The organism is Aurantimonas aggregata, assembly GCF_010500835.1.
In the GTDB taxonomy this organism is placed as follows: domain Bacteria; phylum Pseudomonadota; class Alphaproteobacteria; order Rhizobiales; family Rhizobiaceae; genus Aurantimonas; species Aurantimonas aggregata.
The window spans coordinates 139,583-161,737 of sequence record NZ_JAAAMJ010000006.1 but is presented as its reverse complement, the minus strand read 5'-3'; the positions used below and the strand labels follow the sequence as shown (position 1 = coordinate 161,737).

Below are 22,155 nucleotides of genomic sequence, written 5' to 3'. Positions count from 1 at the left end.
CTCAGGCGGCCGACAGCTTGGCCATCACCGCGTCGTCGACCTCGAAATTGGCGTAGACGTTCTGCACGTCGTCGTCGTCGTCGAGATTGGCGATGAGCTTCATGACGCTGATCGCCTTGTCCTCGTCGACCGGCGTGCCGGTCTGCGGCCGCCAGATGGTGCGCACGCTCTCGGCCTCGCCAAGCAGCTTCTCCAGCGCGCCGGAGACGTCGTTCAAATCCTCGAAGGCGGTGATGATCGTGTGGCCGTTCTCGTCGGAGACGACGTCGTCCGCCCCGGCCTCGATGGCGGCTTCCATCACCTTGTCGACGCTGCCGGCGGCGGCCGGGTAGACGATCTCGCCGACCTTGTCGAACATGAAGGCGACCGAGCCGGTCTCGCCCATCGCGCCGCCCGACTTGGTGAAATAGGAGCGGACGTTGGAGGCAGTGCGGTTGCGGTTGTCGGTCAGCGCCTCGACGATCACCGCGACGCCGCCCGGCCCGTAGCCCTCGTAGCGGATTTCCTCGTAGGTCTCGGCGTCGCCGCCGGCGGCCTTCTTGACCGCCCGCTCGATGTTGTCCTTGGGCATCGACTGCGCCTTGGCGTTGTTGATGGCCAGGCGCAGGCGCGGGTTCATGTCGGGGTCGGGCAGGCCCGACTTCGCCGCCACGGTGATCTCGCGCGCGAGCTTGGAGAACAGCTTCGAACGGACCGCGTCCTGGCGGCCCTTGCGATGCATGATGTTCTTGAACTGTGAATGGCCGGCCATGGCGAACCCGTCTGTCTAAGCGTGAAGGTGCCCGTCATAGTAAAGGACACGACAAACGTCCAGAACGGCCAATGCATGAGCGACGCAATATGACCGACCCGATGACGAGCGACCCGATCGAACCGGTGACGATGCCAATGCTGCCGCTGACCGGCGGCTGCCAGTGCGGCGGCCTGCGCTACACGATCGATGCCGCGCCTTCCGTCTTCTATCTCTGCCACTGCACCGAGTGCCAGACCCAGACCTCGAGCGCCTTCGGCGAGTCGCTGCGCGTCGATCCCGGTTCGGTGACGATCACCGGCCGGATGGCGACGACCCGCCGCCTGTCGGACAGCGGCACGGTCCGGCTCGGGGATTTCTGTCCCGAATGCGGGGTGCGCATCCAGCACCGCTCGGAAGGCGATCCGAGCCGGGTGAACATCAAGGCGGGCACGCTCGACGATACGTCATGGCTGATCCCGGCCGGACATATCTGGACGGCGTCGAAACAGGGTTTCGTGCGGATCGGCGCCGACGAGCTCGCCTATCGCCACGCGCCGGAAGACCGCTTCGCGGCGCTGATCGCCCGCTGGCAGGCGATGGTCGCAGCGGGCGCGGCAACTTGAGCGACCGGCTGGCGTCGATCCGCCCGGCCCACGAAGCGCGATGACGCCACGGTGATTTTGCTTCTCCGTCCGGGACGGTAGCCTCTTGCGGTAAGCGGCCGGCACGCCCCGCGTCCGCGCCGATGGTCAGGAGAGGCGACCATGCGATATCGCGCTGCGCTGTTTCGATCCGCCCTTGGGGCCGGCGTCGTTCTCGCGGCGCTGCCCGCTTCGGCGGAGATGGTGGAGCCGGGCGCCGGGCTGCAGGCCCCTTTACCGAAGGACAACCACCCTGCCGACGCCCGTCTCTTCGCCGCGCTGAAGAACGCTTCCAGCGAGGCGGAGGGCCGCGCCGCCGAAGCTGCCATCTGGCGCCACTGGATGGCGACCGCCCCGAACCTTGCCACACGCCAGCTTCTCGAGCGCGCAATGGAACGGCGGGAGAGCTACGACTTCGCCGGCGCCCGCAGCCTTCTGGACAAGGCCATCGCTGCCGCGCCCGGCTACGCCGAGGCCTGGAACCAGCGGGGTTTCGTGCGCTTCCTGCAGGACGATTTCGACGGCGCGCTGGGCGATGTCGACCAGGCCATCGCGCTGGAGCCGAGGCATTTCGCCGCGATGTCCGGCCGCGCCATCATCCTGATGCGCCAGGGCCGCTTCGGCCTGGCGCAGAGCCAGTTGCGCGCCGCAGTCGCGATCCATCCTTTCCTCAAGGAGCGCGGAATGATCGTTCCCGTGGCGCCGGCCGCCCCGTCGGGCATCGATCTGTGACGCATCCGCCCCTCGCCGCCCCCGGAGTTTGCCGATGAGATATCTCGCCTGCGCCGCGCTGTTCGCCGGCTTCGCCTTCGCGCCGGCCCCAGCCACGGCCCAGATGGTGCCGAGTACCTGCCATGCGGTCGCCGAGGCAGTGCCGCGGGCGACCTTCGTGTCGATGGCCGGACCGACGCGGCTCGCCCAGATCAACGAGGAGGTGACGATCACCTACGTCACTCACGCCACCTACCGGATCGAGAGCCCCGGCGGCGTGGTGGTGGCGACGGACTTCGCCGGCTATGCGGGGGAGACAACCCCCGACATCGTGACGATGAACAAGGCGCATGGCTCGCACAACACGCCCTTCCCCGACCCGGCCATCGCGCACGTGCTGCGCGGCTGGAACCCCGAAGGGGGCGCGGCGCGCCATGCCCTCACCGTCGACGACATATATGTGCGCAACGTGCCGACCGACATCCGCAGCTACGACGGCATGGAGCCGGACGGCAATTCGATCTTCATCTTCGAGGTCGCGGGCCTGTGCATCGGCCATCTCGGCCATCTGCATCACCGGCTGACGGATTCCGACTTCGCCCAGATCGGCCGGCTCGACATCGTCATGGTGCCGGTCGACGGCGGCCTGACGATGAGCCAGGAAGGCATCGGCGAGATCACCGAACGGCTGCGCTCGTCCATCGTCCTGCCGATGCACCGCTTCAGCGGCCCGATCGAGCGCTTTCTGGCCAGGCTGCCGGACTTCGCGGTGGACATGCGAGACGAGCCGGGCTTCACCGTGTCGGTCAGGACGCTGCCGCGGACGCCGACGGTGATCGTGTTGAGAGGCGTGTGAACGCACTAGCCGCAGACAGCAAGTGACAGAGGGAGGCCCCAGTGGCCGCCCCTTTTTCCTTGAAGATATTACCGGAGCTCATATTATGACTACATGTGGTCATAAGGAGTTTCCCATGGCGAAAAAGGCCCCTCCTTCGAAGCCCGGCCAAGGTGTATTAATGCAATCGGCAGAAGGTCCCAAGTCAGACCAATCTCGCCTGGTTGGCCCCCGTAGTGGCAGCTTGATCGAGACTACCGGGCCCAAGGGCACCCCCATGCCCTCCACCCCACCCACACATCGGATGCAGACGGTTCAGGTGAGAAGCGCGAAAGCGAACTTCTCGGCGTTGGTCGAGGCGGCCGAAAGAGGCGAGCCAACGACAATCACCAAACACGGCCGACCCGCCGCGGTCATGGTCCCGGTGGATGCCGCGCGGCGCATTTACCCGGACAAAACCGACTTCGCGGAGTTCCTGATGGCCTTCCCCGGGGCAGACGAGTTCGATCGCGATCAGACGCCCATGCGGTCGATCGATCTGTGACCAGCGGCTTTCTTATCGACACCTCGACGCTCTCTCTTCTCTCGCCGGGGAGAAGGCCAGACCTGCCCGAAGGCGCAGGCGACAAACTCCGCGCCCACGCATCCCGGCTCTATCTCTCGACGATCACGCTCGCCGAGATCCGGCAAGGCATCTGCAAGTTGCGCCGCAATCACGCGACGGCGAAAGCCGATGCAATCGAGGAATGGACGCTCGGTTTCCGGGCCGCCTACGGAGATCGCGTGCTCCCGTTCGGGGTGGAGGCTGCAGAAGCCGCGGGAGAGATTTCCGACGCCGCAACCGCGATGGGTCGACACCCCGGTTTTCCCGACGTGGCCATCGCAGGCACGGCGCGGGCCCACGATCTGGCCGTCCTGACCGAGAATGTGCGGCACTTCGAACCCCTTGGTGTGCCAGTCTACAACCTCGCCGGGATGCCCTGAACCACGAAACGGTGCCTTCCGCTACCAGAAATCCGGCACGACACCCGCGAGCCGCGGTCCGATGCGGACCGGCGAGATCTTTTCCGCGAGCCCGGTCCGGTCCGAGATTTCCACCGCCAGGCCGCAGAGCGTCGCCGGCCCCTGCGCCGCCTCGTAGCGGCCGCGCGGCAGCTTGGTGACGAAGCGGTTGATCGGCTCCTCCTTCTCCATGCCGAGCGAGGAATCGTAGTCGCCGCACATGCCGGCATCCGACTGGTAGGCGGTGCCGCCGACGAGGATCTGGTGGTCGGCCGTCGGCACGTGGGTGTGGGTGCCGACGACGACGGAAACCCTCCCGTCGAGGAAATGCGCGAAGCACTGCTTCTCGCTGGTCGCCTCGGCGTGGAAGTCGAAGATGATGGCATCCGCCTGCTCGCCCAGCGGACAGGTCGAGACGAGATGCTCGGCGGCGGCAAAGGGATCGTCGAGATCGGGCGACATGAACACCCGGCCCATGATGTTGGCGACCAGCACCCGCGCACCGTTCTTCGCCTCGAACAGCCCCGACCCGGCGCCCGGCGCGCCCTTGGGATAGTTCACAGGGCGCAGGAAGCGCGGCTCGCGCGGCGCGAAGCTCAGCGCCTCGCGCTGGTCCCAGACGTGGTTGCCGGTGGTGACGACGTCGGCGCCCGCGGCGAGCGTGGCGTTGAAGATGTCCTCGGTGATGCCGAAGCCGCCGGCGGCGTTCTCGCCATTCACCACGACGAAATCGAGCCGCCAGTCGGCGACGAGGCCGGGCAGTTTGTCAAAGACGGCCGTGCGACCGGTGCGGCCGACCATGTCGCCGAGAAACAGGAAGCGCATCAGTCTGTCCCCCGCCGCACCTGCAGCCTTGGCGGTTGTCGGCTTATCACCGGGTTCTGGACACCGGCTCGCCGCGAAATCAGCATCAAGTCGCCCGAATGCGCGTTCACACGGAAGGTAAGTTCTGGTGACGCTACGCCAGGCTGACGAATATGCCGAGACATCCCGACGGTCATCGTCCGAAGGCTCGGGCGAGCATCCAGTTTACCGGCAATGTTGCGACCATGTTCGCAATCCGTTGAGACATTCCCGGACAAGATGTCAGTGAGCATGATGGGCCGTTCGCGCATGTCGGACTTTCGGTGAGCCTTCCGGCCGGGACGCAGCAACGGTCAACTCAAAACCCTGCCTTGCGGAAGCCGGGTATCGCACGAGGACACAGGCCATGAAAACCACCCCGTTCAACCGTCTCGGCCCGCTCCGCATGGCGGCGCTCGCCGCCGTGCTGTTCGCCACCGGCTGTACGGCGACACCCGGTTCGATCGACGTCGCCTCGACGCGCGAGATATCCGTGGACCGGAGCGCCGGCCTCGCCCGCGTCAACGCGTTCCGCTCGACGCACGGCCTGCCTGCGCTGCGCTACAGTTCAGTCCTCGACGAGGCGGCGACGCGGCAGGCGCGCGCCATGGCAGCCCGGGGCAAGCTCAGCCATTCGGTCGAGGGCGCCCTGCCGGCACGGGTCAAGGCTTACGGCTACAACTACGGCAGCGTCGCGGAGAATATCGGCTGGAACTATCCGTCGACCGCGGCGGTGATCCGCGGCTGGGAGAATTCGGCCGGACATCGCCGCAACCTCTTGAAGCCCGAAGTGACCGAGATCGGCTTCGCCGCCGCGACCGGCCGCAACGGCCAGCCCTACTGGGCGATGATCCTCGGCACGCAGGTCAAGCGCCGCGGCTAGGGCGCTGCGCGCCCCGAGGCGTCCGCTGCCTGGGCGGCGACGCCGGCCTCGGTGACGACGCTGTCCATGAAGATGTCGTGCGGCTCCATCGGCACCTCGCCGACTTCCTGGACGGCAAAGGCGATGCCGACGAGACGGGGGTCGACCCCCTTCTCGCGCAGGCTGGCGATCGCGCCGTCGTAATAGCCGCGGCCGTAGCCGACCCGGCCGCCGCTTCGGTCGAAAGCCGCCAGCGGCACCAGCATGAGCTCGGGGTCGAGGATCGCGGCATCAGGCCCCGGCGCATAAGTGCCGAAGCCCTGTGGCTCGAGCGGCGCGCCGCGCACCAGCTGGCGGAACACCAGTTTTCCCTCGACGATGGCCGGTACGCAGAGACGCGCGCCGCGGTCGGCGAGCATCATCATCAGCGGGCGGATGTCGATTTCGGAGCGGATGGGCAGGAAGCCGGACACCGCCATGCCGGGGGTGACGTCGACCGACGCGGCGACATGATCGGCGACGGCGAGCGAAGCCTCGATGCGCGCCTCGGTGGTCATGGCGTCGCGGCGGGCCAGAGCCGCACGGCGCAGCTCCGCCTTCTGGTTCCGGATCTCGTCACGCATCGGCATCGCCTCCTGGCGGAGACCTGTCCGATTTCAGCGCGAAAGGAAAGACGCGAAAGAGAAGAGAAGCGGCGAGCCACCCGGCCGATGGAGTAGTCGATCCCGGGAACCTACAGAGTAGGTGGGCGCCGTGTGCCCCGGCCCACGAGCCAAGGCAGGGACAGCTCCCTGGGGAAGACTAAGGCCCCGAGCAAATGTCACCCCTGTCGCACCGCGCAGCCCGCCGTGACAGAACATAGGCGACACACCCCTCCCGTTCCATAGGCAGGACGCGCGCCGCAGCGGTTTATTCGCACGGCTCAGACGAAGTGCTTCGACAGCTTCAGCCCCTGCGCCTGGTAGTTCGACTTCAGGTCGAGGCCGTACAGCCGGTCGGGCAAGGCTTTCATGTGCTCGTAGACCAGCCGGCCGACGATCTGGCCGTCTTCGAGAATGAACGGCACGTCGTGGCTGCGGACCTCGAGCACCGCCCGGCTGCCGGTGCCGCCGGCCGCCGAATGGCCGAAGCCCGGATCGAAGAAGCCGGCATAATGGACGCGGAATTCGCCGACCAGCGGATCGTAGGGGGTCATCTCGGCGGCGAAGGCGGGCGGTACATGCACCGATTCCTTCGAGGCGAGGATGTAGAACTCGTCCGGATCGAGGATCAGCTCGCCGCCCTGGCTGCGATGGATCGGCTCCCAGAAGTCCTGGAGGCGGTAGGCGCCGCGCTTGTCGACGTCGACGACGCCGGTGTGGCGCTTGCCGCGGTAGCCGACCAGCGCGTCGCTGCCGCCGGCGGGGTCGCCCGACAGGTCGATCGACAGCGCGATGCCACCGCCGGAGATGTTGGCGCCCGGCGCCGAGGTCAGCTGGTCGGTCGCATGCAGCGCCGCCAGATCGACTTCGGCCAGCAATGGCTCGCCGGTGCGGAAGCGGATCTGCGACAGGCGCGAGCCCTGGCGCACCAGGACCGGGAAGGTGCGCGGTGAGATCTCGACATAGAGCGGGCCCTCGTAGCCCGCCGGCAGCTTGTCGAACTCATGCGCCCCGTCGGTCAGGACGCGGGTGAAGATGTCGAGCCGGCCGGTGGAGGATTTGGGATTCGCCGTCGCCCGCACGTCGGCCGGCAGCTTCAAGGCTTCCAGGAGTTCCACGACATAGACGCAGCCGGTCTCCAGCACGGCGCCTTCGGTGAGACTGAATTCGTGCAGCGAGAAGCGCGCGAGCTTGCCGGCGACCGTCTGTCCGGCGCCCGGCAGGAAGCTTGCCCGCACCCGGTAGGCCTTCGCCCCGAGCCGCAGGTCGAGGCTCGCCGGCTGGATCTGGTCGCCGTCGCGGGGCAGCGGCGCGGCAATGGCCCCCGTCTCGAACAGCGCCGCGATCTCGCGGTCCGGCAGAATTCCGCCCTGCATCAATTGCATTCCCCTCGTCGTCCCGGCGCGACGCGCCGTCGATTGACGCGTAACGGCATCGGGTCTATTTGCAAGGCCCTAGAGTGGTGATTTGGCCGGCCGGCTTGCAGCCACGTAAAACAAGTCGCTAAAGGGCCGATTGACGATATGGCCCTTGCGCCTTCGACCAACCGGCTTCGCGGCGACGCGGCAGCCGGTTTATTTTTGTTCGGAGACGACGCGATGCTGAAGAAGTCGGATACGCCCCGCAAGTTGCGCCCCGCCACCGCCATGGTCCACGCGGGCACGGCCCGCTCGGGCTTCGGCGAGACCTCCGAGGCGCTCTTCCTCACCCAGGGCTTCGTCTACGACAGCGCCGAGGCCGCCGAGGCGCGGTTCAAGGGCGAGGAACCCGGCTTCATCTACAGCCGCTACGCCAACCCGACGACGCGCATGTTCGAGGAGCGGATGATGGCGCTGGAAGGCGCCGAGGATGCGCGCGCCACCGCCTCCGGCATGGCTGCCGTCGCCGCGGCGATCCAGTGCCAGGTGAAGGCCGGCGACCACATCGTCGCGGCGCGGGCGCTGTTCGGCTCCTGCCGCTATGTCGTCGAGACGGTGATGGCGCGCTGCGGCGTCGACTGCACGCTGGTCGACGGGCGCAATCTCGACGAATGGCGCGCCGCCGTGCGGCCGGAGACGCGTGTGTTCTTCATGGAGACGCCGACCAACCCGACGCTCGAGGTGATCGACATCCCGGCGGTGGCGGAGATCGCCCATGCCGCCGGTGCCCGGCTCGTCGTCGACAATGTCTTCGCGACGCCGATGCAGCAGCGCCCGCTGGAACTCGGCGCCGACGTCGTGGTGTATTCGGCGACGAAGCACATCGACGGCCAGGGCCGCTGCCTCGGCGGCGTGATCCTTTCCTCGAAGGGCTGGATCGACGAGAACCTCCACGACTATTTCCGCCACACCGGCCCGTCGCTCTCGCCGTTCAACGCCTGGACGCTGCTGAAGGGCCTGGAGACGCTGCCACTGCGTGTGGCGCAGCAGACCACGAGCGCGGGCAAGATCGCCGACTTCCTCGCAGAACGGCCGGAAGTCGCCAAGGTGCTCTATCCCGGCCGGGCCGACCATCCGGACGCGGCGATCATCGCCAAGCAGATGACCGGTGGCTCGACGCTGCTCGCCTTCGAGCTCACCGGCGGCAAGAAGGCGGCCTTCGCCTTCGCCAATGCGCTGCGGATCATCCTGATCTCCAACAATCTCGGCGACGCCAAGAGCCTGATCACCCACCCGGCGACGACGACGCACAAGAACCTGACGCCCGAGGCCCGGGCCGAACTCGGCATTTCCGACGGGCTGCTGCGGCTCTCGGTCGGCATCGAGGACGTCGAGGACCTGATCGAGGACATCGACGCGGCGCTTTCAGCGACCTGACGCCTCAGCGGAAGAGCTGCAGGCTGAGCCTGATCCGCGACACGCAGGTCCACGCCGTCATCGCCGCGAACACATAGGCGATGACGGCGAAATGGCCGGGGAACAGGCAGAACAGCACGAAGGTCGCGATGGTCTCCGTCGCCTCGGCGAGGCCGGTCGAGAAATACAGCGACTTCTTGCCGCGCTGCTCGGTGGAGAGCCCGCGCTTCTCGGCCATCACCGCGAAGGCGAGGAAGCTCGCACCGTTGGCGTAGAAGCTCGCGAGCAGCACCGCGGCGGCAAGCGCGTTGGCGGCCGGGTCGAGGATCGCGAAGGCGAGCGGGATCGCGCCGTAGAAGATGTAGTCGAAGACGATGTCGAGATAGCCGCCGCGGTCCGTCCGGCGGGTCAGCCGGGCGACCGCCCCGTCGAGACCGTCGGCAAGGCGCGAGACGAGGATGAGGGCAAGGCCGAGCCAGAGCTGGCCGACGGCGATGGCGAATGCCGCGGCAAGGCCGAGGACGAGGCCCGCCACCGTCACGGCGTCGGCGCCGACGCCCCGGCGGCAGAGGACCGCGGCCAGAAAGGCGATCGGCGGATCGATCCGCTTCTTCAGCACCCCGTCGAGCAAGAGGACCTCCCCGCGTGTTCACCGGCCCGTTGACCCGGCAAGCGTGCGCCGCGATAAGATAGGCCGAAGCGATGCAAGGCGGCCAAGGCATGTACACGGCGACGACCAGGGCGATCACCGTCAGCGTGACGCCGAGCTATCTCGACGACCAGTCGGCCCCCGACGACGGACGCTGGGTCTGGGCGTACACGGTCGAGATCGCCAATGGCAGCCCGGACGTCGTCCAGCTGCGGTCACGATACTGGCACATCACCGACGCCAACGGCCATGTCGAGGAGATCAGCGGCCCTGGCGTCGTCGGCGAGCAGCCGACGCTCTCGCCGGGCGACAGCTTCACCTACACCTCCGGCTGCCCGCTGCCGACGCCGTCCGGCTTCATGCGCGGCCACTACCGCATGCAGGCCCCGGACGGCTCGTTCTTCGAGGTGGAGATCCCGGCCTTCTCGCTGGACCTGCCGGCGCGTTCGCGAGTGTTGAACTAAGCACAGGCTGTCGGTCGAGGCGGGCTGAGCGGGTTCCTCTCTGGTCTGCGCCGCCGCCATCCGCCGCCAGTCGGGCATGACCGACGGCACCGCTCCCCGCCCCCATGACAATCTTCGGCAACCTGCTAGGAGTCGCGCCGAAACGGCGAGTGCAGCATGCAGGCAATTCTGGAATCGAGACGCGCATCCCTGGTGGGCATGGCGATGATGTGCGTCGGGGTCGCGTGCCTCAGCGTCAACGACGCCCTCGCCAAGGCGCTCGCCTCGACCTATTCGCCGCTGCAGATCCTGTTCCTGCGCAACCTGATCGCCCTGCCCTTCGCCGTGGTGATCGCCGCCGGCATGGGCGGGGCGGCGGCGCTGCGCTCGCATCGGCCGGTGACGCATCTCATGCGCGGGCTGCTCTGGATCTGCGCCGCCTTCCTGTTCTTCTCCAGCCTGAAATATTTGGCGCTGGCCGAGGCGACGGCGCTGGTCTTCGTGGCGCCGCTGTTCATCACGGCGATCTCGGCGCTGTTCCTGCGCGATCCCGTCGGCTGGCGGCGCTGGCTGGCGGTGCTGGTCGGCTTCGCCGGCGTGCTGATCGCGGTGCGTCCCGGCGCCGCCGCTTTCCAGCCCGCCTCGCTGCTGCCGGTCGCGACGGCCCTCTTCTATGCGTTCCTGATGATCAGCGCCCGCTGGGTCGACCGGCGCGAGAGCGTCTGGACGCTGCTGCTCTACCTGACCGGCGCGGGGGCGTTGCTGAGTTCCCTCGTCGTGCCCTTCGTCTGGGTGCCGGTGCGGCCAGCCGACTACGGACTGTTCGCGGCCATCGCCCTCTTCGGGACGGTGGGAATGACGCTGATGACCCAGGCCTTCCGCCTCGCCCCCGCCGTCGTCGTCGCGCCGCTCGACTACACGGCGCTGATCTGGGCGACGCTGATCGGCTGGCTGATCTGGAATGAGCTGCCGGATTCGCCGGTGTTCGTCGGCGCAGCGGTGATCGTCGCCAGCGGGGTGTTCACGATCTGGCGGGAGAACAGGGTCGGGCGGTGATGGAGGCGAGACTAGGCGTGGCCCGAACAGACGGCTGCAATGGGTGGAAAGCAATCGGTCCGGTTCATGGCGCACGGAGACAACAAGCTGCCGTCAGCCAGATCGGTATCGCCCCGTTCAAATATATAAAGTATGAGAAATGCAGACCGTTTAGGAGGATTGATGCACGTGAGTATCTCAGATGTGAAAGTTATTTCGATCTCACGGGTGCCCCTGATCCTGCTCCTGCTCGGTTGCGTCGCTATCGGAGTGGGCATTTTCTTCGGCGCGTTCATGCGGGGAAGCGGCGTATTTGGTCGAATGCTCTTCGACCCGACGACCGACGCGATGCTGTTGGGTATCGTCGGTCTCGGCATGATCGCGCTACCGGTTTTCCGGCTGCGTGAGCTAATCGTAGGCTACTCCGCGACTCTATCCGTCGGAGGCGTGCGCGCCGTCTATTCGTTCTCCGACCGTTTCATCGGATGGAAAGATATCGTCTCGGTGGAAGTGCCACCAACGGGCGACCGGGTCACGTTGCTTCAATGGCATCCGAGCCGCTCCCAACGACTTTGGACGACGCGCTCCTCGATTATTATATCGCTTCGGCATACGCAGTGGTCAGTTCGTGATCTGCTGCTGGCTATGATCGAGCTGCATCCGCCGCTGAAGGCCAAGATCGGACCGGACGTGCAGTCCCGGCATCTATGAAACAGTTCGAGTGGTAGGCGGGGCTGGGTGTCCGCTTCGAGCGTAGCTGCGCTTCGAAGTTGATGTCTCTGAAGGGTCGAAAGCGCACGCCGGAGCAACCTATGGTGATAGGCATCGGCCTGCACAGGAGGCGGCCTCCTAGCCGACATATGATCCTCTCAGACCCCCGCCTCACCCCTCGCGCGGCTCGTCCTCGCCCGGCGTCGTCTCCGCCTCCGCCGCGAACTCCTCCGGCTGGAACTCCTAAGTCCCGCCGCAGAACTCGCAGGTCACGGCGATGCGGCCGTCCTCGATGCTCTCGGCGATCCCGGTGGCGGAGAAGTTGGAGAGGACCTCCTTGAGGCGTTCGCGCGAGCAGGAGCATTCGCTGTCCAGCACAAATCCAACTCCAGCGGACTCGCCCTCAGAAGCGCTTCGGTCTGGCGTTGGCGATCATCGTCGCGGCGGCGAAGACGAGCGCGTCTTCGGCGAAGCCGGTCGGCGTCTGGCCCCAGCGGCGTGTCGCCCACTTCCGCGCGGCGAGACCGAGATAGGAGGAGCCGATCGCCGCGCCGACACCGAGTGTCGCGCCGGCCAGGCGACGGTCCGAAGGAGCGAGGGCGGCCCCTGCAAAGCCGCTGGTGATGACGCGGGCGAGCAGGCCGAGGAAGACGGTCCGGTCGGGAGCGGTCTTCATCTTGTCGCCCGCCATCTCCGCGGCGGCCATGGCGACGCCACCCGCGGCGATCACGGGCAGCGCCATCAGCCGTGCTTCGGAATTGTCGTGCGGAAGCGTGCCGCGCCGTGCGGCGCCGGCGAGCGCGGCAAGCGGCGTCATCGAGCGTTGGCCGGCGACGAGGCCCATCAGGATCGAGCGTAGCATGAGGTGTCCTATCGATATGTCATCCGACAACGGATGAACGGCGATAGGGTTCAGCGACGGTCATTCCCCGACGCGGCTTAACCCGGCAGAGTATCCGAGGTACGATTTCGAGGCGTGAACAGCTCGGCAAGGCGTCAGCCGCGAATGACCCCGGCTCAGAGCCGGCAGGCTCTCCCCGGGATGCCTCGCCTCACCCCTCGCGCGGCTCGTCGTCGCCCGGTGTCGTCTCCGCGTCCGCCGCGAACTCTTCCGGCTCGAACTCGTAGGCCTCGCCGCAGAACTCGCAGGTGACGGCGATGCGGCCGTCCTCGATGCTGTCGGTGATCTCGGTGGCGGAGAAGTTGGAGAGCACTTCCTTGATCCGCTCGCGCGAGCAGGAGCATTCGTCGTCGACGGGGTGCGGCTTGAAGACCCGCACGCCGCGCTCGTGGAAGAGGCGGAACAAGAGGCGCTCGACGCCGATCTCGGGATCGGCGAGTTCGGAGGCCTCGATCGTGTCGACCAGCGCGCGGACCTCGAGCCAGGCGTCGTCGGGCTCGAACGCGCCCTCGTCGTCGTCGGCGCCTTCCGGCGCGTCGCCGCCCGGCAGGTCGGGCATGCGCATGCGGTCGGTCGACTCGGGCAGGAACTGGGCGATCAGACCGCCGGCCCGCCAGCTCTCGACGAAGCCGCCGTTCTCGCCGCGCCGGGCGATGCGGGCGACGGCGAGCTTGATCGCCGTCGGGATCTGCTCGGACTGGCGGAAATAGCCTTCGGCCACTTCCTCGATCGTCGTGCCGTTGAGCTCGACGATGCCCTGGTAGCGCTGCATGTAGGCGCCCTGGTCGACGGTCATCGCCATGACGCCGATGCCGAGCAGCGCCTCCGACGAGGTCTCGCCGGCGTCGATGGCGGCCTGGAGCTTGGCTTCGTCGAAGCGGGCATAGGCCCTGACGCTCGACGGCGTGGTGAAATCGACAACGAGGAGATCGACCGGCCCGTCGGTCTGGGTCTGCGCGATGAACTTGCCGTCGAACTTCAGCGACGTGCCGAGCAGCACCGTCATCACCACCATCTCGGCGAGGAGGCGCGCGACGGGCTCGGGATAATCGTGGCGGTTCAGGATGTCGTCGAGCATCGGCCCGAGCTGGACCGCGCGGCCGCGGGCGTCGAGCGCCTCGACGGCAAACGGCACGACGGCGTCGTCGCCGGCAAAGCCGAACTCGCCGAGGTTCAGGTCGGGATCAGCCATGCGCGGCACCCGCAGCCGGCGCGACCTCGCCGAAGCACCACGCGAGGATGGATTTCTGGGCGTGCAGGCGGTTCTCGGCCTCGTCGAACACCACCGACTGCGGCCCGTCCATCACCGCATCGGTGACCTCCTCGCCGCGATGGGCGGGCAGGCAGTGCATGAACAAAGCCTCCGGGTCGGCATGCGCCATCAGCCGCTCGTTGACCTGATAGGGCATGAAGACGTTGTGGCCGCGCGCCTTGTCCTCGCGGCCCATCGACACCCAGGTGTCGGTGACGACGCAGTGGGCGCCGGTGACGGCCTCGACCGGATCGTTGGTGAGCAGCACGTCGGCGCCCTCGCCGCGGGCATTTTCGACGTAGCGCATGTCGGGCTCCGAGCCCGGGGGGGTCGCGATGCGCAGCGTGAACTCGAAGCGCGCCGCCGCTTCGACGAGCGAGGCGAGCACGTTGTTGCCGTCGCCCGACCAGGCGAAGATCTTGCCGCGCACCGGCCCGCGCTTTTCCTCGAAGGTCAGGAGGTCGGCCATGATCTGGCAGGGATGGGTGTCGTCGGTCAGGCCGTTGATCACCGGCACGGTGGCGTTCGCGGCGAGCTCGGTCAGGCGGTCATGGGCGGTGGTGCGGATCATGATCGCGTCGACATAGCGCGACAGAACCTTGGCGGTGTCGGCGATGGTCTCCTCGCGCCCGAGCTGCATCTCGGCGCCGGAGAGGATCAGAGTCTCGCCGCCGAGCTGGCGCATCGCCACGTCGAAGGAGACGCGGGTGCGGGTCGACGGCTTGTCGAAGATCATCGCCAGCGTCTTGCCCTCGAGCGGCCGCGAGGCGCCGGTGCCCAGCGTCTTGCGGGACGCCGCGTCGTCGACGATGGCGCGCAGCTCGCCGCGCGCGACGGTGGAGATGTCGAGGAAATGCCTCGGATTGCCGTTTCTCATGGCGGAATGCCTCATGCGCTCTTGCGCTGGCCAGCCAGCGACAGGCCGACGACGGCCGCTTCGATGCGGCCCATGGCCTCGTGTATCTCGTCCGCCGTGACGATCAGCGGCGGCAGCAGCCGCACGACATTGTCGCCGGCGGGCGCGGCAAGCAGACCCTCGTCGCGCAGCGCGGCGACGAGCTGGACGTTGGGCACCTTGGCCTTCAGGCCGATCAGGAGGCCCTGGCCGCGGATCTCGCCGACGACGTCGGGATAGCGGTCGGCCAGCGAGGCCAGCGATTGCTTCATCAGCAGCGCCATGTCCTGCACGTGGATCATGAAGCCCTCGTCGAGCACGACGTCCAGCACGGCATTGCCGACGGCCATGGCCAGCGGATTGCCGCCATAGGTGCTGCCGTGCGTGCCGGGGGTCATGCCGCGCGCGGCCGCCTCGGTGGCAAGGCACACGCCCATCGGGAAACCGCCGCCGATGCCCTTGGCGGAGGCCAGGATGTCGGGCGCGGCGCCGGAATGCTCGTAGGCATAGAAGCGCCCGGTGCGGCCGATGCCGGTCTGCACCTCGTCGTAGATCAGGAGGATGCCGTGCTCGTCGCAGAGATCGCGCAGGCCCTGCAGGCATTGCGGCGGCACCGAGCGGACACCGCCCTCGCCCTGGATCGGCTCGATCAGGATGGCGGCGACATCGGGTTCGGCCGCGGCCTGCTTCAGCGCCTCGTGGTCGCCGAAGGGCAGCTGGTCGAAGCCCGGCGCCTTGGGGCCGAAGCCCTCGAGATATTTCGCCTGGCCGCCAGCGGCGATCGTCGCCAGGGTGCGGCCGTGGAAGGCGCCCTCGAAGGTCAGGATGCGATACCGCTCCGGCGTGCCGTCGACATAATGATAGCGGCGCGCGGTCTTGATCGCGCATTCCAGCGCCTCGGCGCCGGAATTGGTGAAGAAGGCGCGGTCGGCGAAGCTCGCCGCCGTCAGCCGCTCGGCGAGGCGTCGCTGGCCCGGGATCTCGTAGAGATTGGAGAGATGCCAGAGCTTGCCGGCCTGCTCGGTCAGCGCCGCGACGAGATGCGGATGCGCATGGCCCAGCGAGTTCACCGCGATGCCGGCGGCGAAATCCATGTAGCGTCGGCCCTCGCCGGTGACCAGCCAGACGCCCTCGCCGCGCTCGAAGCTGAGCGGCGCCCGGGCGTATGTGTCGTAAAGCGGCGAATGCGCGTCCTTGGCCATGACCATCGACTTCGTTGCGGATCCTCGGCGGATCAGTTCCTGAAACATCAAAGCCTGCCGTTGGGGCAGGCTTCGAACGACGTTCCGAGCACTCGGAACCGTGGCTATACCATGCCCAGACCGACGGGTGTCAATCAACCGCTGCGGCAAGCCGTCTGCGCTGCGGCCATCATGCTGCCGCATCGAAGGGGGCAGAACTCTGGGGAAAAGCCACTGTCGCGATTCAATCCATCCCTGCGACTCTTGTCACGGAGTCAAGGCGTGCGTTAAATTGGCCTCAACACACCAGATTTCGTGCGGCGGACCTGGTTCCTGAATAGATGTAGTGAGTGCCTACGCGCACCCTCGTGATGCGCAGGCGTTGGGATTCCGGCCGCGGCAAACATACGATCAAGGAGCTTGTCATGGGCTGGACAGATGAACGCGTCGCGTTGTTGAAACAACTGTGGACCGAAGGCCTCAGCGCCAGCCAGATCGCCGACCGGCTGGGCGGCGTGACGCGCAATGCCGTCATCGGCAAGGTGCACCGGCTGAAGCTGGAGTCCCGGGCCAAGGCCCCGGCGACGTTGCAGACGCACGCCGCCGAGCCGCAGCCGGTCCGGCAGGTGGAAGTCGAGACGGTCGAGGTCATGATGGCCAGCCGCTTCGTCGCTTCCCAGGCTGCTTCCGCTCCCCGTGCCATGCCGCGCTCGATGGGCGCGACGGCGCTGAAGATCGATCACGAGGAAGAGCTGGAAGTCCTCGAAGAGCCGCGGCGCCAGAGCGGCGAAGTGGTGCCCATTGCCCGCAAGCTGACGCTGGTGCAGCTCAACGAGCGCACCTGCAAATGGCCGGTCGGCGATCCGCTGAAGCCGGACTTCCACTTCTGCGGCAACAATTCCAAGGACGCCTCGCCCTACTGCCAGTATCACGCCAAGATGGCGTTCCAGCCGGTCTCGGACCGCCGCCGCGCCCGTTAAGGCGCGGCTTCGAGCCTGCGATATCTAGAGGCGCGGTTCGGAACCCGCGCTGTCGCGGGATTTCACGGCGGCCGGCTTGGCGGCCGTGAACTGCTCGTCGAGCGCATAGCCGGCGCCGCGGACGGTGCGGATCGGGTCGCGCTGGCGGCCCCGGTTGATCGCCTTGCGCAGCCGGCCGACATGGACGTCGACCGTGCGTTCATCGACGTAGATGTCCCGGCCCCAGACGCCGTCGAGCAATTGCTCGCGCGAGAAGACCCGGCCCGGCGACTGCATGAAGAATTCGAGCAGCTTGAACTCCGTCGGTCCGAGCTTGACCTCGCGGCCGGCGCGACGGATCCGGTGGGTCTCGCGGTCGAGGTCGATGTCGCCGGCGCTGAGCTGGCTGGAGACCTTCTCCGGCTTGGCTCTTCGCAGCATGGCGCGGACGCGGGCGATCAGCTCCGGCGTCGAGAACGGCTTGACGACGTAGTCGTCGGCGCCGACCGACAGGCCACGCACCCGCTCGCTCTCCTCGCCGCGCGCCGTCAGCATGATGATCGGCAGGCGTTCGGTCTCGCCGCGCTGGCGCAACCGCCGGCACAGCTCGACGCCGGAAAGGCCCGGCAGCATCCAGTCGAGGATCAGGAGGTCCGGGACCTCCTCGCGCAGGCGGATGTCGGCCTCGTCGCCGCGGGCGATGACGTCGACCTCGTAGCCCTCGGCCTCGAGATTATAGCGAAGCAGGACACCGAGCGCTTCCTCGTCCTCGACGACGGCGATCCGCATGGCCATGGGCGTTATCCTTCAAGCCCGGCGGGCGGAAGGTTCGACCCCGGCTGCATCATCGACGTGGTGCGATCGCCCTTCGGACGCTCGGCCTCCATCTGCTCGCCGGTCTTGATGTAGTAGATCGTCTCGGCAATGTTCGTCGCGTGATCGCCGATGCGCTCGATGTTCTTGGCGGTGAACAGGAGGTGGGTGCAGGCGGTGATGTTGCGCGGATCCTCCATCATGTAGGTGAGGAGCTCGCGGAAGATCGACGTGTACATCGCGTCGATCTCCTCGTCGTTCTCGCGCACCGCCATGGCCCGCATCTCGTCGCGGGCGCCATAGGCGTCGAGCACCTCCTTCAGCTGCTCGAGGGCGAGATCCGACAGATGCTCGAGGCCGCGGACCAGTTGCACCGGCTGGCTGTGGTCGTGCACGGCGATGACGCGCTTGGCGATGTTCTTGGCGAGATCGCCGATGCGCTCGAGATCGTTGGAGATGCGGATCGCCCCGACGATCTCGCGCAGGTCGACCGCCATCGGCTGGCGCTTGGCGATCGTCAGGATCGCCCGCTCGTCGAGATCGCGCTGGGCGGCGTCGAGCAGCAGGTCGTCGGCGACCACCGATTGCGCCAGGGCCCAGTCGCTGCGGGTCAGCGCCAGCACCGACTGTTCGACCATGCGCTCGGCCTGGCCGCCCATCTCGGAGATGCGGCGGACGATGTTCTTCAGCTCGTCCTCGTAGGACGTCACGATGTGCTCGGACATGACCATGGCCGCTTACTCCTGTCGATCAGCCGAAGCGGCCGGTGATGTAGTCCTGGGTGCGCTTGTCGTCGGGATTGGAGAACATCTTCTCCGTCGGCCCGACTTCCACGAGATAGCCCAGATGGAACATCGCGGTCCGCTGGGACACGCGCGCGGCCTGCTGCATCGAATGGGTGACGATGACGATCGTGTAGTTCTGCTTGAGCTCGTCGATCAGCTCCTCGACCCGCGCGGTGGCGATCGGGTCGAGCGCCGAGCAGGGCTCGTCCATCAGGATCACCTCGGGCGAGACGGCGATGGCGCGGGCAATGCAGAGACGCTGCTGCTGGCCGCCGGAGAGGCCCGTGCCCGGCTCGTCGAGCCGGTCCTTGACCTCCTCGTACAAGCCGGCCTTGCGCAGGCTGCCCACGACGATCTCCTGCAGGTCCGACTTGTTGCGCGCCAGCCCGTGGATGCGCGGGCCGTAGGCGACGTTGTCGAAGATCGATTTCGGGAACGGGTTCGGCTTCTGGAAGACCATGCCGACCCGGGCGCGCAACTCGACCACGTCGAGGCCGGGCGAATAGATGTCGCCGCCGTCGAGGGTGATCTTGCCGGTCATCGAGGCGGACGCGATGGCATCGTTCATCCTGTTGAGGCAGCGCAGGAAGGTCGACTTGCCGCAGCCGGACGGGCCGATGAGCGCGGTCACCTCGCGATCCAGGATCTCCAGGTTGACATCGAACAGCGCCTGCTTGGTTCCGTAGTGAACGGAAACCTTCTCGGCCTGCATCTTGGTCGGACTGATCGGCTGCACGGCAGCACCCTTGGTTAGCGTCGGCTGGATGTGTTCCATCATGGCGGTGTCCCGTAGCATTCTACCAGCGCCGCTCGAAGCGGCGACGCAGGATGATTGCGGTGATGTTCATGAGCGAAAGGAAGATCAGGAGGACGCAGATCGCGGCACTGGTGCGCGCGACGAAGCCGCGCTCGGGACTGTCGAACCAGATGAAAATCTGGGTCGGAAGCGCCGTCGAGGCCTCGAGGATGCCGCCCGGCGCGGAGACGATGAAGGCATTCATGCCGATCAGCAGCAGCGGCGCCGTCTCGCCGAGCGCCTGGGCCAGGCCGATGATGACGCCGGTCATGATGCCGGGCGCCGCCAGCGGCAGCACATGGTGGCCGATCACCTGCATGTCCGATGCGCCGACGCCGCGGGCGGCCTCGCGGATCGACGGCGGCACCGCCTTCAGCGCGCTGCGCGTCGTGATGATGATCGTCGGCAGGGTCATCAGCGCCAGCACCAGGCCGCCGACCAGCGGCACCGATCGCGGCATGCCGAAGAAGCCGATGAATAGCGCCAGGCCGAGGAGGCCGAACACCACCGAGGGTACCGCCGCGAGATTGTTGACGTTGATCTCGATGAAGTCGGTGAATTTGTTCTTGCTGGCATATTCCTCGAGATAGACCGCCGCCCCGACGCCGAGCGGCACGCTGACGACGAGGCAGATCAGCAGCAGGTAGAACGAGCCGACGATGGCGCCGCGCAGGCCGGCGATCTCCGGAAAGCGGCTGTCCGACGAGGTGAACAGGTCCCAGGCGAAGGCCGAGCGGACGCGGCCATCGGCCTCCAGCGTCTCGAAACGCTCGATCGCGGCATCGTTGAGCGGGCGGCGGTTTTCCGGCTGATCGCGGGTGATCACTCCTTCGCGGAGCTGCTCGTAGGCATCGGTGACCGGCACCCAGATCGACAGCGTCTCGCCCGGTCGCAATGTCCCGGCCTCGAGCGTGTCGCGGATACTGTACTGCGCCCCGTTGCTGAGCATCGAGGTGACGGCGCGCTGCTCGGCGCGGCTCTCGGCGCCCGGAAACAGCGCCAGGATGGATTCGTCGGCCAGCGGCCCTGGCCGCACGTTGACTCCCTCGGCGGCCTCCGGCGGAACGGTGACGTCGATGCGCACCTGCGTCTGCGTCCAGGCCGGCAGCGAGGTGATGACCACCGAGCCGATCAGGACCGCCAGCATGGCGAGGGCGAAGAGGATCGCCGTCAGACCATAGAGCCGCAGGCGGGTCTGCTTGCGCCGGCGTGACTTCAGGCTGTTGCGGATCGCCGTCCGGACATCGGTCTCGGGCTGCGCGGATGCATCATCCAGGGTGGTATCAGTCATATTGTTCCCGATACTTTCTGACGATCCCGAGGGCGAGGAGATTGAGCCCCAGGGTCGCGACGAACAGGCTGAGGCCGAGGCCGAAAGCGGCCAGCGTCTTCGGATTGTCGAAGGCGGTGTCGCCGATCAGCAGGGTGACGATCTGGACGGTCACGGTGGTGACGCCCTCGAAGGGATTGGCGGTAAGGTTGGCCGTGAGACCGGCCGCCATGACCACGATCATCGTCTCGCCGATGGCGCGGCTGGTGGCGAGCAGGATGCCGCCGACAATGCCGGGGAGCGCCGCCGGCAGGATGACCTTGGTGACCGTCTCGTTGCGATCGGCACCGAGGCCCAGCGAGCCGTCGCGCAGCGACGTGGGCACCGCATTGATGGCGTCGTCGGCCAGCGAGGAGATGAACGGAATGAGCATGACGCCCATCACAAGGCCGGGCACGATAGCCGCCGTCGGCGAGATCGACAGGCCGATGGCGCCGCCCCACTCGCGGATCGCCGGGGAGACGACCAGTACGGCAAAGAAGCCGTAGACGATCGTCGGAATGCCGGCGAGCACCTCGATCAGCGGCTTGACCACGCCCCGCATCAGCGGCGAGGCGAACTCGGCCATGTAGATCGCGGCGAAGAGGCCGACCGGCGTGGCCACGGCCATGGCGATCAGCGCGATCATCAGCGTGCCGGCGAAGACCGGAATCGCACCGAAGGCACCAGAAGACGCGACCTGGTCGGGCCGGATGGCGATCTGCGTGTCCCAGCGGGTGCCGAACAGGAATTCGGTCAAAGGGACCAGCGAGAAGAAGCGGTAGCCCTCGAACACCAGCGAGGCGAGGATGCCGACGGTGGCGAGGATCGAGACGATCGCGCAGACGATGAGAATGCCGCGAATGACGCGCTCGGTCTTGTCTCTCGCCCGGAAGCGCAGGGAGATCCGGGGCAGGATGAGGAAAATCGCGAGCAGGCAGATCGACACGACCACGACGGGCAGCAGCCAGCGCGACCATTGCTGGGCGGCGACGAGCGTGCGGGCGCCTTCGACAATGTAGGGTTCCGGCGTGCCGAAGGTCGTGCCGGTGGCGGCCTGCTGGACCTGGCTGACGATCAGGCTCAACTGAGCCGACGAGCCGGCATCGCGGATCAGGTCCGGCAGATCCGCGACCACGATCCTCCATAGCACCAGCGGCTCGAGCATCAGCCAGGCGAGGATCAGGAGCAGGCTCGGGACGAGCACGCTCAGGGCGACGAGATAGCCGTGATATTTCGGCAGGGAATGCAGCTTGCCCTCTTCGCCGCGCGGGATGGCTGCGGCGCGGCGCGCGGCCATGCCGAATGCCAGGAAGGCAAAGGCGACGGGGATGAGGAAAACATAAGTAAGTGGCAAGGCGCTGATCCCCTCAAAATGTCTGCC

The 22,155-nt window shown here is 67.2% G+C and carries 25 protein-coding genes, 1 other RNA gene, 1 pseudogene and 1 riboswitch; of the genes and pseudogenes, 11 read left to right on the top strand and 16 right to left on the bottom strand.

Features of this window, described 5'->3' with window-relative positions; translation table 11 throughout:
• Nucleotide 1: 1 nt before the first annotated feature.
• The gene (locus tag GTW51_RS10850) at nt 2–751 is read right to left on the bottom strand and encodes a YebC/PmpR family DNA-binding transcriptional regulator (protein WP_163043936.1); all 750 of its coding nucleotides are present in this window, start codon (nt 749–751) and stop codon (nt 2–4) included.
• Nucleotides 752–840: 89 nt separating this feature from the next.
• Between GTW51_RS10850 and GTW51_RS10845 the strand changes: the two genes are divergently transcribed.
• The 5 genes from GTW51_RS10845 to GTW51_RS10825 all read left to right on the top strand — a co-directional run bounded on the left by GTW51_RS10845 (nt 841) and on the right by GTW51_RS10825 (nt 3,904).
• Nucleotides 841–1,356, top strand: a complete 516-nt coding sequence (locus tag GTW51_RS10845; RefSeq protein ID WP_163043935.1) for a GFA family protein — start codon at nt 841–843, stop codon at nt 1,354–1,356.
• A gap of 141 nt (nt 1,357–1,497) precedes the next feature.
• Nucleotides 1,498–2,106, top strand: coding sequence for a tetratricopeptide repeat protein (locus GTW51_RS10840; protein WP_163043934.1), 609 nt, complete (start codon nt 1,498–1,500; stop codon nt 2,104–2,106).
• A gap of 34 nt (nt 2,107–2,140) precedes the next feature.
• Nucleotides 2,141–2,941 carry an MBL fold metallo-hydrolase gene (locus GTW51_RS10835; RefSeq protein ID WP_163043933.1) on the top strand — a complete coding sequence of 267 codons (801 nt, stop codon included), beginning with the start codon at nt 2,141–2,143 and terminating at the stop codon, nt 2,939–2,941.
• Between the two features lie 283 nt (nt 2,942–3,224).
• Nucleotides 3,225–3,464: a type II toxin-antitoxin system Phd/YefM family antitoxin gene (locus GTW51_RS10830; protein WP_163043983.1), complete on the top strand. Its 240-nt coding sequence runs from the start codon at nt 3,225–3,227 to the stop codon at nt 3,462–3,464.
• Entirely contained in the window at nt 3,461–3,904 is a 444-nt protein-coding gene (locus tag GTW51_RS10825) for a PIN domain-containing protein (protein WP_343033989.1), read from the top strand. The genes GTW51_RS10830 and GTW51_RS10825 overlap by 4 nt, the downstream gene beginning before the upstream one ends.
• Before the next feature lie 21 nt (nt 3,905–3,925).
• On the opposite strand, the gene GTW51_RS10820 is transcribed toward GTW51_RS10825, so the two are convergent.
• Nucleotides 3,926–4,747: a TIGR00282 family metallophosphoesterase gene (locus tag GTW51_RS10820; protein ID WP_163043932.1), complete on the bottom strand. Its 822-nt coding sequence runs from the start codon at nt 4,745–4,747 to the stop codon at nt 3,926–3,928.
• A gap of 385 nt (nt 4,748–5,132) precedes the next feature.
• On the opposite strand from GTW51_RS10820, the gene GTW51_RS10815 reads away from it, so the two are divergent.
• The gene (locus GTW51_RS10815; RefSeq protein WP_246232945.1) at nt 5,133–5,648 is read left to right on the top strand and encodes a CAP domain-containing protein; all 516 of its coding nucleotides are present in this window, start codon (nt 5,133–5,135) and stop codon (nt 5,646–5,648) included.
• Here the strand turns inward: GTW51_RS10815 and GTW51_RS10810 are convergent.
• From GTW51_RS10810 to GTW51_RS10800, 3 genes are all read right to left on the bottom strand, one after another.
• The gene (locus tag GTW51_RS10810) at nt 5,645–6,250 is read right to left on the bottom strand and encodes a 5-formyltetrahydrofolate cyclo-ligase (RefSeq protein WP_163043931.1); all 606 of its coding nucleotides are present in this window, start codon (nt 6,248–6,250) and stop codon (nt 5,645–5,647) included. The two genes, GTW51_RS10815 and GTW51_RS10810, sit on opposite strands and share 4 nt — an antisense overlap.
• A 69-nt stretch (nt 6,251–6,319) precedes the next feature.
• Nucleotides 6,320–6,475, bottom strand: a non-coding RNA gene (gene ssrS, locus GTW51_RS10805) — 6S RNA.
• 74 nt (nt 6,476–6,549) lie between these two features.
• Nucleotides 6,550–7,647 (bottom strand): 2'-deoxycytidine 5'-triphosphate deaminase, encoded by a 1,098-nt coding sequence (locus GTW51_RS10800; RefSeq protein WP_163043980.1) that lies wholly within the window; start codon nt 7,645–7,647, stop codon nt 6,550–6,552.
• Between the two features lie 70 nt (nt 7,648–7,717).
• Nucleotides 7,718–7,795: riboswitch (SAM riboswitch) on the top strand.
• A gap of 71 nt (nt 7,796–7,866) precedes the next feature.
• Here GTW51_RS10800 and GTW51_RS10795 point away from each other — a divergent pair.
• A complete protein-coding gene (locus tag GTW51_RS10795) occupies nt 7,867–9,063 on the top strand; it encodes an O-succinylhomoserine sulfhydrylase (protein WP_163043930.1) in 1,197 nt (398 codons plus the stop codon).
• Nucleotides 9,064–9,067: 4 nt separating this feature from the next.
• On the opposite strand, the gene GTW51_RS10790 is transcribed toward GTW51_RS10795, so the two are convergent.
• A complete protein-coding gene (locus GTW51_RS10790; RefSeq protein ID WP_163043929.1) occupies nt 9,068–9,673 on the bottom strand; it encodes a CDP-alcohol phosphatidyltransferase family protein in 606 nt (201 codons plus the stop codon).
• An 89-nt stretch (nt 9,674–9,762) separates the two neighbouring features.
• Between GTW51_RS10790 and apaG the strand changes: the two genes are divergently transcribed.
• The 3 genes from apaG (at nt 9,763) to GTW51_RS10775 (ending at nt 11,880) form a co-directional block, all read left to right on the top strand.
• Entirely contained in the window at nt 9,763–10,155 is a 393-nt protein-coding gene (apaG, locus tag GTW51_RS10785) for a Co2+/Mg2+ efflux protein ApaG (protein WP_163043928.1), read from the top strand.
• 156 nt (nt 10,156–10,311) lie between these two features.
• Nucleotides 10,312–11,190 carry a DMT family transporter gene (locus GTW51_RS10780; protein WP_163043927.1) on the top strand — a complete coding sequence of 293 codons (879 nt, stop codon included), beginning with the start codon at nt 10,312–10,314 and terminating at the stop codon, nt 11,188–11,190.
• Nucleotides 11,191–11,352: 162 nt separating this feature from the next.
• A complete protein-coding gene (locus GTW51_RS10775; RefSeq protein ID WP_203566013.1) occupies nt 11,353–11,880 on the top strand; it encodes a hypothetical protein in 528 nt (175 codons plus the stop codon).
• A 243-nt stretch (nt 11,881–12,123) separates the two neighbouring features.
• On the opposite strand, the pseudogene GTW51_RS10770 reads toward GTW51_RS10775, so the two are convergent.
• From GTW51_RS10770 to GTW51_RS10750, 5 genes and pseudogenes are all read right to left on the bottom strand, one after another.
• A pseudogene (locus GTW51_RS10770) lies at nt 12,124–12,246 on the bottom strand (Hsp33 family molecular chaperone HslO); the annotation flags it as partial.
• Between the two features lie 37 nt (nt 12,247–12,283).
• On the bottom strand, nt 12,284–12,742 hold the full coding sequence (locus GTW51_RS10765; RefSeq protein WP_163043924.1) for a DUF4126 domain-containing protein: 459 nt from the start codon (nt 12,740–12,742) through the stop codon (nt 12,284–12,286).
• 190 nt (nt 12,743–12,932) lie between these two features.
• The gene (locus GTW51_RS10760; RefSeq protein WP_163043923.1) at nt 12,933–13,973 is read right to left on the bottom strand and encodes an Hsp33 family molecular chaperone; all 1,041 of its coding nucleotides are present in this window, start codon (nt 13,971–13,973) and stop codon (nt 12,933–12,935) included.
• The gene (argF, locus tag GTW51_RS10755) at nt 13,966–14,910 is read right to left on the bottom strand and encodes an ornithine carbamoyltransferase (protein WP_163043922.1); all 945 of its coding nucleotides are present in this window, start codon (nt 14,908–14,910) and stop codon (nt 13,966–13,968) included. Before argF ends, GTW51_RS10760 begins: the two co-directional genes overlap by 8 nt.
• 11 nt (nt 14,911–14,921) lie before the next feature.
• Complete coding sequence (locus GTW51_RS10750) at nt 14,922–16,130, bottom strand: aspartate aminotransferase family protein (RefSeq protein ID WP_163043979.1); 1,209 nt, start codon at nt 16,128–16,130, stop codon at nt 14,922–14,924.
• Nucleotides 16,131–16,534: 404 nt separating this feature from the next.
• Between GTW51_RS10750 and GTW51_RS10745 the strand changes: the two genes are divergently transcribed.
• Nucleotides 16,535–17,089 carry a GcrA family cell cycle regulator gene (locus GTW51_RS10745; RefSeq protein ID WP_163043921.1) on the top strand — a complete coding sequence of 185 codons (555 nt, stop codon included), beginning with the start codon at nt 16,535–16,537 and terminating at the stop codon, nt 17,087–17,089.
• Between the two features lie 24 nt (nt 17,090–17,113).
• Here the strand turns inward: GTW51_RS10745 and phoB are convergent, their stop codons facing one another.
• The 5 genes from phoB to pstC all read right to left on the bottom strand — a co-directional run bounded on the left by phoB (nt 17,114) and on the right by pstC (nt 22,128).
• Nucleotides 17,114–17,863, bottom strand: coding sequence for a phosphate regulon transcriptional regulator PhoB (gene phoB / locus GTW51_RS10740; RefSeq protein WP_163043920.1), 750 nt, complete (start codon nt 17,861–17,863; stop codon nt 17,114–17,116).
• A gap of 5 nt (nt 17,864–17,868) precedes the next feature.
• Nucleotides 17,869–18,606 carry a phosphate signaling complex protein PhoU gene (phoU, locus tag GTW51_RS10735; RefSeq protein ID WP_425483241.1) on the bottom strand — a complete coding sequence of 246 codons (738 nt, stop codon included), beginning with the start codon at nt 18,604–18,606 and terminating at the stop codon, nt 17,869–17,871.
• 25 nt (nt 18,607–18,631) lie between these two features.
• Nucleotides 18,632–19,378, bottom strand: a complete 747-nt coding sequence (pstB, locus tag GTW51_RS10730) for a phosphate ABC transporter ATP-binding protein PstB (protein WP_425483240.1) — start codon at nt 19,376–19,378, stop codon at nt 18,632–18,634.
• A gap of 85 nt (nt 19,379–19,463) precedes the next feature.
• Entirely contained in the window at nt 19,464–20,753 is a 1,290-nt protein-coding gene (gene pstA, locus GTW51_RS10725) for a phosphate ABC transporter permease PstA (protein ID WP_163043917.1), read from the bottom strand.
• Nucleotides 20,746–22,128, bottom strand: coding sequence for a phosphate ABC transporter permease subunit PstC (gene pstC, locus GTW51_RS10720; RefSeq protein WP_246232943.1), 1,383 nt, complete (start codon nt 22,126–22,128; stop codon nt 20,746–20,748). Before pstC ends, pstA begins: the two co-directional genes overlap by 8 nt.
• Nucleotides 22,129–22,155 lie beyond the last annotated feature (27 nt).